This window comes from Aeromonas media (assembly GCF_020423125.1).
GTDB classification, from domain to species: Bacteria; Pseudomonadota; Gammaproteobacteria; order Enterobacterales; family Aeromonadaceae; genus Aeromonas; species Aeromonas media.
The window spans coordinates 1,304,598-1,316,465 of the sequence record NZ_CP075564.1; the positions used below are offsets into that span (position 1 = coordinate 1,304,598).

Below are 11,868 nucleotides of genomic sequence, written 5' to 3' on the forward strand. Positions count from 1 at the left end.
TCGCAAAAACATCGCGCTCTTTAGTGAGGTACATCTCATTACAGGCTATAAAACACCTAGATAATACCTATCAACCACTCAATGGATATAGGGAGAATACCATGTTGGCAAAACGCTCACACTTTTTACTGGCGGCATTGACCGCCGCCATGCTGCTCGGCAACGGGGCCCAGGCCGCCGAGGCGACCACGACTCTGGGGCCCAATGGCGAACAACCAACCCCTTATACCCAGGTAACACTCACTACTGCCCAGCAAGACAGGGTCAAGGCCCAGCATTACACGGCCGCCATCCTGATGCACACCACCTCCGACTGGTCGAGTGCCCTCATCAAGGGTGCCAAAGACAGATTCCATGACTTGAACGTCAAAGTGGTGGCGGTGACCGATGCCGAATTCAATGCCAACAAGCAGAGGACGGACGTGGAAACCGTGATGGCCATGGCTCCCGACATCATTCTTACCCTGGTGGTCGACCCTGTCTCCGGCGCCGCGGCCTTTCGCCCCGCGGTCCAGCAAGGCAGCAAGCTGGTGCTGATCAGCAACCTGCCAACGGGATTTGAATATGGCAAGGATTACGCCGGTATCGTCACCGACGACCTGTTCGAGATGGGTGGTCTGGCTGCCGACATGCTGGCCAAGACGGTGGGTGAGCAGGGAAAGATAGGCTTCATCTACCACGAGGCCAATTACTACGTCACCAATCAGCGGGATCAGGCGGTGCTGACCAACCTGGCCAAGCATCACCCGGGCGTCCAGATCCTCGCCAAGCAGGGCATTGCCAACGCCAATGATGGTGAAGTGGTTGCCTCGGCTCTCATCACACAGCACCCGGACATCCAGGCCATCTATGCCCCCTGGGATTCCATCGCCGAAGGGGTGGTTGCCGCGACGCGGGCCGCCGGACGCAGTGACATCAAGGTGATCACCATGGACCTGGGCGCCGCCAATGCCCTGGACATGGCCAAGGGCCGCAACGTGGCCGGCATAGTGACGGATTTACCTTATGACCTCGGCCAGACTCTGGCCACCATGGGGGCCCTGGCCAAGCTGGGAGAACAGACCCCTCCCTTCGTCACCGTCTCCGCCGATGCGGTGACCCGCGACAACCTGGCCGATGCCTGGCAACAGGCGCTGCGTCGAGATCCTCCGGCCGCCGTTACCAAGGCACTCAGTCAATAAGCGTACGGGTAGCCGCCTCGCAGGCGGCTACCCGTTCCATCTCACGGAAGGAGTTATCACATGGAGCTGTACGCCATAGAGGCGAGTGGTATCAAGAAGGGGTTTGACGGCATCCCCGTGCTCAAGGATGTGTCGTTTCGTCTCAAGCGTGGCGAGGTGCATGCCATCGTCGGTCAGAACGGGGCGGGCAAGTCCACCCTGGTCAAGCTGCTCAACGGCTTTCATGGTCGGGACGGTGGCGAGGTGCTCTTGTTTGGCAAGCCCTGCAGCTTCACCACCCCCAAAGAGGCGCAGGCCGAGGGGATCGCCATGGTGTATCAGGATCTCAGCCTGGTGCCGACCCTGTCGGTGGCCGATAACATCTTCCTGGCTGGCGGCGGCGAGAGTGGCTCGATCATTTCCAACCGGGACAGGGTCAGGCGCTCCGCCCCCCTGCTCGCCATGCTGGGTGTCGATCTGGATCCGGACTGCGAGGTGGGGCGGCTGAGCGTTGGTCAGCAGCAGTTCGTCGAGATAGCCAAGGCCCTGGCCCAGAATGCCCGCATCCTGGTGCTTGACGAGCCGACAGCCTCGCTCTCCAACAATGAGATCAACGAACTGTTCAAGGTGATCGCCACCCTCAAGGGCCAGGGGATGTCGATCATCTACATCACCCACTATCTCAGCGACATCATGCGGGTCTGCGACGCCGTGACCGTGCTGCGTGACGGCCATACGGTGCTTGCCACCCACACGGCCAACACCAGCGTCGAGGCACTGGTCGAGGCCATGCTCGGCAGCAAGGGTGACACCAGCCTGAGCTGGTCACGCCCGGGATCTGCCGTGGATGCCGTGCCTCTGCTCGAGCTGGAGGGCGTCTCGAATGCACAGCTGCACGACATCTCCCTCAGGGTGATGCCGGGCCAAGTCGTGGGATTGGCGGGTCTGCTGGGCAGTGGCCGTACCGAGATCCTTGAGGCCATCTATGGCCTGACACCCATCCAGGCTGGCGAGATCCGCATCGATGGCGAGCCGGTGCGGATCCGCTCACCCAGGCAGGCCATCTCGCTTGGCATCAACATGGTACCGGAGGAGCGGCGCAGCCAGGGCTTGGTGCTCGATTTCTCGGTGGCCGACAACATGTTGATGGCCGCCTATGACCGGCTCACCCAGGGACTGGGTCTGGACAAGCTCAAGGGAGACGCCATGGTGCGGGCCCAGATCAAGAGCCTGGGGGTCAAGACCAGCGGTCCCGAGCAATCGGTGCGTTTTCTCTCCGGCGGCAACCAGCAGAAGGTGGTGATCGGCAAGTGCCTCTCCACCAAGGCCAAGGTGTTGCTGCTCGACGATCCCACCTTCGGCATCGATATCCATGCCAAGTACGAAATCATGAAGATAGTGGACAGCTATGTCGCCGCCGGTAACGGGGCCATTTTCGTGTCGAGTGAATATGCCGAGGTCGCCAGCTTCTGTGACCTCATCTATGTGGTGAACAAGGGGCGGATCGTCGCCTGCCTGGAAGGGCGACGGATGAATGAAGAAACGCTGCTGGCGGCGGTTCAATAACAAGCAAGGAGTCAAGGATGAAAGATTTAACTCTGCCGGCGCCCAAGGGCCGCGGTATCAACTGGCGCGACTACATCATCTACATGGTGTTCGTGGGCATCTTCGTGTTCTTTTCCGTGGTATTGCATGACAAGGGCTTCCTAAGCGCCGTCAATCTGATGAACATCGCGCGTCAGACCGCCACCATCGCCATCATGGCGGTGGGCATGACCTTCGTGCTGAGTGCCGCCGAGATAGATCTCTCGTTCGGTGCCACGGTCGCACTCAGTGCCATAGTCGCGGCGCTGACCCTGCAGGAGACGGACAGCATTCTGCTGGCGGTCTCGGCGTCGCTCCTGGTGGACACCATGATAGGGGCCATCAACGGCCTGTTCGTGACCCAGGTCGGCATTCCCTCCTTCCTTGTGACCCTGGGTACCACCGGCATCATCACCGGCATCGCTCGCTGGTCCACCTCGCTGCAATCCATTCCCATCGACAACGACCTCTATGTGTTCATCTTCGGCTCGGGTGACATAGGACCCATCTCGGTGCTCTTCATCTGGACCATTCTGGTGACTGTGGCAGGCGCCTTCGTGCTGCGCAATACCCGCTTCGGCAAGCAGGTGCTGGCTACCGGGGGCAACAAGATCTCCGCCATGTATTCGGGCATCAACATCAACCGCATCAAGCTCTACGTGCTGATGCTCAACGGTTTTCTCGCCGCTCTCGCGGGCATCCTCTACTCGGGGCGGCTGCAAAGCGCCCGCTACACCCTAGGGGAGAGCGATCTCATGTTGGTGATTGCCGCCGTCATCATAGGGGGGACCAATCTGTTTGGTGGCAAGGGCATGGTGGTGGGATCCGTCATCGGCGCCCTCATCATGGGCATGGTCAACAATGGCCTGATCCTGATGGGGCTGAACGTGGATCAGCAACTGATCCTGCGCGGCATCATCGTCATCGTCGCCGTCACCTTCACCATGGGGCAGCTCAAGCAGCTGCGAAAAAAATAAATTTATTATCAGATACTTAAGGAAGAGATCATGAAGATGGATCCCAAGGTGGCAAGCATCATCTCCAGCTGGAGCCTGAAAGAGAAGGTGGGTCAGTTGTTCATCCTGGCCTTCCCGGGCAAGTCCGCCGAGCAGGCGCGCACCATGATAGTCGAGTACAACCTGGGAGGCTGTTACCTGAGCCAGGACAACGGCGATACCTTCGCCGAGGCCCAGCAATTGACTCGGGAGCTGGCCAGCATAGGTGCCGAGCAGGGTCGCCTACCGCTGCTGCTCGGAGTGGATCAGGAGGGGGCCTGGGGTGTGCTGGTGGGGGAGTCCACCACTGGGCCCGGCAATCTGGCTCTCGGTGTGGCCGAGACCGGGCAGGGTACCGAAGCCATGTACAAGGCCATGGCCGAGGAGATGCGCCTTGCCGGTTTCAACTGCATTCTGGGGCCCTGCTGCGATGTGAACTTCAATCCAAGCTCCCCCATCATCGACAGCCGCTCCTTCGGGGACAGGCCCGCCAAGGTGGCGTTGCACGCGGCGGCGGCGGTGCGCGGTCTGCACCAGGGGGGCATCTGTGGCAGCGGCAAGCACTTCCCCGGGCACGGCGACACCCAGGGTGACACCCACAGGGAGATCCCCAGGGTCGACAAATCCCTCAGCGAGTTGCGCGAGCAGGATCTGCGGCCCTTCCAGGCCGCCATCGATGCCGGGGTGGATCTCATCATGACCAGCCACATCCTCTATCCGCAGCTCGACAGTCAGCACCCGGCCACGCTCTCATCGATCATCTTGCAGGATCTGCTGCGTACCGAGATGGGCTTCGAGGGTGTCATCATCTCCGACAGCATGAACATGGGGGCCATCGTCCACCACTACTCCCCCGCCACGGCGGCAGTGCTGGCGCTCAAGGCAGGCATCAACATGATCATGCTCTCCGAGGAGCACTACGATCACAGCGACTCTTACCTCGACAAGCAGTTCGCCATGATCCACGGCATCATGGCCGCGGTGGCGGCGGGGGATCTGGACGAGGCAGTGATCGATGCCGCCCTGGCTCGCATCCTTGCCTTCAAGCTCGCCAAGCTGGTGCCCATGGCGCTTTATCAACCCACCGACATGGCGGCAAACCAGCAGGTGGCCAACCGCTGTGCCAACCAGGCGCTCACCTGGCTACGCCAGGTGCCCGAGTTGGGCGAGGGGCCCTTCTATGTGCTCAACGCCACACCGGCGACCAGCTATCACAACCTCACCAATCCCCGTGGCATAGGCCCCAACCAGCGTGAACCTGCCTTCGATCACTTCCTTGCGGCTCTGGACCAGGGCGCTCGACGGGTGCTGTCCGTGACGCCCGAGCAGCTGACAACCGTTGGCGACGACTGGCTGCTGGTGGTGACCGAGCACCATCCTCTGCCCGGAGAAGACTTCGCCCAAGGGGAGGCCCAGGCCTTGGTCCGCCGGCTCAGCCGCGAGGTCGAGAAGCTGATAGTGGTGGCACTGCGCAGCCCTTATGACCTGCTCGGTTATCCGGATGTGCGCTACTACCTGTGCAGCCACTCGGCCCGCCCCGAGAGCGCTCGCGCCGCCGCAAAAGTGTTGAATGGCACCCTGGCGACCCAGCACAGCCGTGCGGTGAGTCTGGTCAGTTAACTTTTGTTTTTCCCGCCATCCCGGATGGCGGGGGATTTCTCCTAGGAGTCTGTTGTTGGGAGCCTGCATGGGCAATTGCCCGGTGATTAATGGACTAATTAGAGGGTTCAGGCTTTGAAAAGCACCATGAAAATAGTGTCGGCAACCGTGTTGCTCGCGTTGGCTGTCCCCGCTCTGGCGGCCAAGGGCGGCACTCAGGACTTCCTGGATGCGCTGCGCAACTTTGAATCCGGTATCAATCCGGCACTGGCAGATTTTTATCTGCAAAACCTCGACAACCCTGTCTACACCTATGCCCAGGTGACGGCGCCGGGTCGTCTGGTACGGGACTGTTCGACCGGCAGCATGTTGTCCGAGCCGACCACCATCAGTGGCTTCTTCAACAAGCTGGGGGTGGGGAACATCTATAATTCCGCCACCCCGACCGATGCGGTCATGTTCCGGAAGATGCAATATAACTCCTTGAACGCTTGGGGTTTTATCGGTTATCAGCTGGGTGAAGCTGTGCTGATCGATGCCGGTTACTACAGCCCGAAACAGGTGACTGTCGATGGCAAGGAGTACGACAGCTTCTACATGTTCGTGCCGGACTCCACCTGGGCGGGTTGCAAGACCGAGGCCCTTGCCGAGATTGAGGGCTCGGGCGGCAACAAGGTCTATGTGACCGATGTCAACCGCTGGCAGGGCACCTTTGTCGGCAAGAATGGGGTCAACTCCCTGGCGGACTTGCGCCTGCCGGAGAAGCAGGAGCTGGTGATGCGCGACGCCATGCATTTCAACTATCAGGTGATAAGCAAGCTGCTCAAGGACGCGAACATGACCTGGGCCCAGGCCCTGGCCAAGAGCTGGCCCGATAAGGATGACAACGGTCAGCCAATTCAGGTCCGTGCCACCATGTCAGGCATACTGGCGGCGGCACACCTGCGTGGCGCCTGGGGGGTCGGCGCCCTGCTGACCAAGGATCAGATCACCTGTGATGAGCTCGGGACCTGCATCACCAAGTACGTCTACAAGTTTGGTGACTACAACAGCCTGTTTGACACCCCGGGTGACAGCATCACCCAGGGCTCACCTTATGATGAGGTGCTGACGGCCGGTTGGGGCAATGACATTGTCATCACAGGTGGTGGCAAGGATCAGATCCTGCTCAACGAGCAGGCGAACGGCCTGACCACGGTCAATGACTTCACTCTGGGCAATGATCTCATCGTGTTGCGTGGCTGGAGCATGGCGGATCCCCTGGCGGATCTGGTGATTGGTGATGTTGCCGATGGCGCCGAGTTGCAGTTTGCCGGTCAGCGCGTCCTGCTCAAGGGGGTCAGCGCGGCGTCGGTGCAGGCCAATCCGGCTGCCGTCATCACCAAATCCGATATCTACACCCTGGCTTGGAACTCGGGCAAGCAGGTGGTCCAGGGCTTCGATCCTGCGGTCGACAAGATTGCGGGCAGTGCTGGCATCGGCTTCAAACACCTGAAGGCTTATGAGACGGCCACCTCGGTGGTGATAGGCCCGCAGGCGGAGGATGGCGGCATCTACTCCTCCTATGAGCTGGTGGGGTTGACCCTCAAGGATATCAGGCCCGAGATGTTCACCAATGTCACCGGCAGCTACGATCGCCTCGGCTATATAGTGCCGCTTAGCTCGCTGAACTGGGGCTGGAACATGACGCTGGTCGTCAGTCGCTTCGATCCGGCCAAGACGGTCATCACCACCCCGAGCAACCAGCCGGTACCTTTCTCTGGCATCAAGCTGAGCCAGGAGGGGAGCGACGTGGTCATCAGCCTGGTTGAACCCTATGCCAAGGGGGATGCCAAGCAGATAGTGCTGAAGAACACGGCGGTGAATACCCTCAGTGCGACCAACTTCGCCGGTTTTAGCGGCAGCTACAGCGAAGCTACCATTGACATTCCCGTCTTCTTCGACATCAGCGTGAACGTCGGGGTCGGCGGCACTCTGTCACCGGCGCCGGTGAACGGTGTGTTGAAGGCCAAGGGGGGAACCAGCTTCACCGTCACCCTGTTGCCCGATACCGGTTACAAGGTGAAATCCCTCACCGTCGATGGTGTGGCGCAGGCTGTGGCCGGTAGCTACACCTTCACCGCCGTGAATGGTGCCCATAGCCTGTCGGTCAGCTTCGAGCAGGGCAGCAGTTGCCCGGCAAGCTGGGCCACCGGGTCTGTGTACACCACGGGCAACAAGGTGACCTACAACGGCAACATCTATGAGGCCAAGTGGTGGAACAGTGGCAATGTGCCGAGCGCAGGGGACCCCTGGAAGCTGATCGGTGCCTGCAGCTAAGCGCCCTTTATGCGCGCTGGGTGATAGCTGTCACCTAACAACACAGGCCCCACTTCGGGGCCTGTGTTTCTTGATGGGCTCATGCGGCGTCGTCAGGGGCGGCTCAGGATCTCCTGGATGACGGGCACCACGGAGAGGGCCAGCAGGGTCGCCATGGCGTAATTGAATCGGCGGCGGGCGAGGGCATGGGTCAGCCAGCGTTTCAGCAGGGTGCCGCACAGGAGCCAGAGCCCGACGCAGGGGAAAGAGACGATGAAGAAGGTCAGGGCTATGGTCAGGTTCTGCTGATGGAAGTCGGCCCCCGCGCTGGTGAAGGCGGCGATGGCGCCGGTGGCGACCACCCAGGCCTTGGCATTGACCCACTGGAACAGGGCGCCCTTGAGGAACCCCAGGGGGCGGGCAGAGGCGTCTCCCGTCACCTCGTCGGCGGAGCGGGCAATCAGCCAGGCAAGATAGAGCAGATAGAGGGTGCCGACACACTTGATGATGAAATGCAGGCTGGGGAAGAGGGTGAACAGCTGACCGAAACCCAGCCCGACCAGCAACAGCATCAGGGTGAAGCCGACGCAGATCCCCATGAGCAGCGGCAGGCTCTTGCGTATCCCGAAGTTGGCACCGGCGCTCATCACCATGATGTTGTTCGGCCCCGGGGTGACCGAGGCCGAGATGGCAAAGAGCACCACGGCGTAGAGATAGTCCATTGAGTTCCTCGTGGCTGACAGTCCGTTGTCTTCCCTATATTGGGGGACTGACCCCGCTTTCAAGGTGTGGGAAGGGTAGAAAAAAATCAGGCCCCATGACGGGGCCTGTGCAAGCGGGCGGGATCAGACGGGGTGGTTCCCCGCCGGCGGCAGGGCCGGGCGGGATTCCACCTTCTGCTCGTCCCCCTGCATGTTCTTGATGTAGACATCCATCTGATTGAACGCGATCTCGATGCCATGCTCGCGGAACAGCACGTCGATGCGGCGGTTCAGCTCGTCGATGGCCGGGTTGCGATCCCCGAGTTCACTCACGAAGAAGCGCAGCTCGTGATCCAGGGTGCTGGGGCCGAAGGTGAGGAAGTAGACGATGGGCGCCGGCTCTTTCAACACCCGGCTGTTCTCCATGGCCGCCTGCATCAGCAGGGTGCGGGTCAGCTCCAGATCGGAACCATAGGCCACCCCGACCCGGGCGATGACCCGGGTGACGGTATCGCTCAGGGACCAGTTGATCAGTCGCTCTATCATCAACTGCTGGTTCGGGATGATCACCTCCTTGCGGTCGAAGTCGGTGAGGGTGGTCGAGCGGATCCGGATCTTGTTGACCGTGCCCGAGATGGTGCCGATGGTGACCGTATCCCCGATCCGTACCGGGCGCTCGAACAGGATGATGATGCCCGAGATGAAGTTGGAGACGATCTGTTGCATGCCGAAGCCGATACCGACCGAGAGGCCTGCGGCCAGCCACTGCAGCTTCTCCCATTGGACTCCCAGCATGGCCAACGCCGTGAGCGAGCCCATCCCGATCAGCACATAGTTGAGCATGGTGGTGAAGGCGTAGGCGGTACCCTGGGCGAGGCGCAGCTTGGAGAGCACCAGCACCTCCAGCAGACCGGGCAGGTTGCGGGCCAGCGACAGGGCCGCCCCGAACAGGAACAGGCCGGTCAGCACGTCGCTCAGGCTGATGGGATAGAGCACGGCATTGGCCCCTGTCCCCTCGCTCTTGTGCCACAGCACCACGCTGTCGAGGTAGGTGAAGACCGCCACCAGATCGGACCAGAGCCAGTAGAAGGCGACGCCGAACACCACCAACAGCATGATCCGGGTCAGGCGCAGGGACTGCTGGCTGACTTCCTCCAGATCCATGGGCTGCTCTTCGATGGCCTCGCCCCCTTCCGCATCTTCCGAGGACTTGTGCTCGCGCTTGGCGACGGCGCGGCGATAGGCCAGACGGCGGGCCGCCAGCTCCAGACCTCGCAGGGCGGTGCGATAGACCAGGCTCCAGATGATGATGAGGTAGAAGGACTCGATGAGGCGGCCGGTCAGCTTCAGGGCCGTGTAGTAGTAGCCGAGCGCCGCCAGCACCATCAGGGCCACCGGCGCCAGTGCCAGGGCGACCGCCGTCAGGGTCTGCAGCATGCTGGCCTCGCCCTTGATGCGGGCGCGGGAGATGGGCAACACCAGGTAGGCGGTCAGACCCAGCAGCAGCATGGTCAGCGCCTGGCCAATCACGTCGTTACCCAGCGATGAGGGTTCAACCACCGCCTTGGTCGACAGCATGATGAGGGGCAGCAGGGGCAGCCAGAGGTAACGCATGCTGTTGCGCTTGGCTTGCAGCTCGTCCCGCGGGATGCGGAAGTGGCTCTCGCCGATGCCACCGGGTCGCATCACCGACAAGTAGACGCTGAACACCAGGTAGCCGAGTGCCAGGTTCAGGGTGATCTGGAAGATGAGCTTGGGACTGAGCAGGCCGCAATAGGCGAGCAGCAGGCCGGCGGCCAGGATGAAGAGGGTACCCGGCAGGCGCTGCAATACGGTGTAGAGCAGGGCGCGCGGGGTGTGCCACTGACTGTCCTGGCGGAAACGGCCGAGATCCTTGGTGATCCTCTGCTGGCGCTTGACCAGGGTCGGGCGCTTCCACATCAGCAGACCGCCGACCAGCAGCAGCGGCAAGGCGAGCAGGGAGACCGCCAGCAGCATGTCGCCCCAACCTTGCCAGTCCGGCTTGAGCACCAGATCGGAGACCTGTTTGTAGGCATGGCTCGGCCAGTTGATGAACCACTTGCCATCGATGGGCTTGTTGCTGCTGACCCAGAAGATGTGTTGTTGCAGGGTGAATTCGATGGAGGCATAGATGCGCGTCAGCTGCTGCTGGGTCAGCTGCAGGCTGATGGCGTTGGTCAGCTGGGCATCCATCTGGCGGTTGAGCTGGTCGAGCAGGCTGATACGGGTGTCGATCAGCTTGGCCAGGCTCGCCTTGTCCTCCTCGCTGACCGCCTCTCTGCTGCTGGCGATCAGGTTGTCAAGGTACTGGGTCTTCTGGAACAGCTGATCCCGCTGCTGGCTCAGTTCGAACTGGGCCAGGTGCAAGTCGGCGATCTGCTCCTCCAGGTTTTTCACCAGGGTGGAGGGGGCGGCCTCCAGTTGCTGGTAGAGCTGGTAGAGGATGCGTGACAGCAGCAGGTTGCCCTTGAGCATCTGTACCTGTTCATTGAGGTTGCGCTCGGTCTGGGTGCCACGCTCCAGCCAGCTCTTGGCCTGCAGGTTCTTCTGGGCGAGGGAGTTGAGGTTGGTAGTGGCGCTGATGAGCTGTTGGCTGAGCTGGTGGTTGATCTCCTGCTCTTTTTGCACCAGCGGGTTGTCTTCGGTGGCCACCAGTTCGCCGGTCTGCTCGGCGGTCTTCTCGGTATCGCCGAGGCGCTTGGCACTGCTCTGCTCCTGCAGGGCCTGCAGCTTCTGTTCCTCGTGGGCGAGGCGCGCGCTCTGGTAGTCCCGTTGCTTGACTGCCAGATCCTGCATGCTGGTGCGGTTGTCCAGCTCCTTTTGCAGGTTGGCCAGTTGCAGGTCCAGCAACACCAGCTCGGTATTGAGCTTCATCTTCTCGGCGCTGCTCACCCCGTCCCCTGAGTTCAGGCGAGTACGGATCTCCTGACTGCGTTGATAGGCGCGGCTCATGTTGGCCTGGGCCCGCTCCGGCAGGGTCTGCAGGTTGGTGATCTGGCTGCCGATGGTGCCGAGGGCCTCCTGGGCCTCCTGCATGTTGGCCATGATCTCGGGCTGGCGGTTGTCCAGCTCTGCCAGGCTCATGGTGGCGTATTCGCTCTTGAGTTGCTCCGGACCCTTGTCCAGGGCCAGGGCATCGAGCTTGGCACTGATCTCTTTCAATTCACCGGGCAGGGTGCGTACCCGCTGTGCCAGCGTCTTGGCCTTGGCTTGCTCTTTTTCGATGTTGTCGAGCAGGGCCAGGGTGTCGGTCAGAAATCTCTGGTCCGCCTGCTGGCTGACGGTGAGGGTCTCGGACTTGCCGAGGGCATCGAGCGACCGTTGTACTGTGGTGCGCTGGGGCAGGTCTTGCGCCACGGCTTGCGGTGCGCAGAGGCTGATGAGTAAACAGAGCAGCGGCAACAGGGTGGCCGAGGCTCTTCTGAACTGTATTGAGGGCATAAAACGTCCGGGTGATTATGCGAGATTCGGGTGGTTTTCCACTGGGGGAAAATCCGCGTGGATTCTAGC

General features: G+C 61.3%; 7 protein-coding genes. 5 read left to right on the forward strand and 2 right to left on the reverse strand.

Features of this window, described 5'->3' with window-relative positions:
• Window positions 1-101: 101 nt before the first annotated feature.
• From KI797_RS06220 to KI797_RS06240, 5 genes are all read left to right on the forward strand, one after another.
• On the forward strand, window positions 102-1,181 hold the full coding sequence (locus KI797_RS06220; protein WP_197970377.1) for a substrate-binding domain-containing protein: 1,080 nt from the start codon (window positions 102-104) through the stop codon (window positions 1,179-1,181).
• A 60-nt stretch (window positions 1,182-1,241) separates the two neighbouring features.
• Window positions 1,242-2,726, forward strand: a complete 1,485-nt coding sequence (locus tag KI797_RS06225; RefSeq protein ID WP_139751739.1) for a sugar ABC transporter ATP-binding protein — start codon at window positions 1,242-1,244, stop codon at window positions 2,724-2,726.
• Between the two features lie 17 nt (window positions 2,727-2,743).
• Window positions 2,744-3,721, forward strand: coding sequence for an ABC transporter permease (locus KI797_RS06230; protein WP_226172043.1), 978 nt, complete (start codon window positions 2,744-2,746; stop codon window positions 3,719-3,721).
• Window positions 3,722-3,751: 30 nt separating this feature from the next.
• Window positions 3,752-5,359 (forward strand): glycoside hydrolase family 3 N-terminal domain-containing protein, encoded by a 1,608-nt coding sequence (locus tag KI797_RS06235; protein WP_226172046.1) that lies wholly within the window; start codon window positions 3,752-3,754, stop codon window positions 5,357-5,359.
• A 126-nt stretch (window positions 5,360-5,485) separates the two neighbouring features.
• Window positions 5,486-7,657 (forward strand): carbohydrate-binding protein, encoded by a 2,172-nt coding sequence (locus KI797_RS06240; protein WP_226172049.1) that lies wholly within the window; start codon window positions 5,486-5,488, stop codon window positions 7,655-7,657.
• A 92-nt stretch (window positions 7,658-7,749) separates the two neighbouring features.
• Here KI797_RS06240 and KI797_RS06245 read toward each other — a convergent pair whose 3' ends face one another.
• Window positions 7,750-8,358, reverse strand: a complete 609-nt coding sequence (locus KI797_RS06245) for a LysE family translocator (RefSeq protein WP_226172051.1) — start codon at window positions 8,356-8,358, stop codon at window positions 7,750-7,752.
• A gap of 123 nt (window positions 8,359-8,481) precedes the next feature.
• Entirely contained in the window at window positions 8,482-11,799 is a 3,318-nt protein-coding gene (gene mscK, locus KI797_RS06250) for a mechanosensitive channel MscK (protein WP_226172053.1), read from the reverse strand.
• Between the last annotated feature and the right edge of the window lie 69 nt (window positions 11,800-11,868).

Coding starts and splice junctions, on each gene's coding strand:
- KI797_RS06220 (WP_197970377.1), top strand. CDS start 102: ATGTTGGCAAAACGCTCACACTTTTTACTGGCGGCATTGACCGCCGCC.
- KI797_RS06225 (WP_139751739.1), top strand. CDS start 1,242: ATGGAGCTGTACGCCATAGAGGCGAGTGGTATCAAGAAGGGGTTTGAC.
- KI797_RS06230 (WP_226172043.1), top strand. CDS start 2,744: ATGAAAGATTTAACTCTGCCGGCGCCCAAGGGCCGCGGTATCAACTGG.
- KI797_RS06235 (WP_226172046.1), top strand. CDS start 3,752: ATGAAGATGGATCCCAAGGTGGCAAGCATCATCTCCAGCTGGAGCCTG.
- KI797_RS06240 (WP_226172049.1), top strand. CDS start 5,486: ATGAAAATAGTGTCGGCAACCGTGTTGCTCGCGTTGGCTGTCCCCGCT.
- KI797_RS06245 (WP_226172051.1), bottom strand. CDS start 8,358: ATGGACTATCTCTACGCCGTGGTGCTCTTTGCCATCTCGGCCTCGGTC.
- mscK (WP_226172053.1), bottom strand. CDS start 11,799: ATGCCCTCAATACAGTTCAGAAGAGCCTCGGCCACCCTGTTGCCGCTG.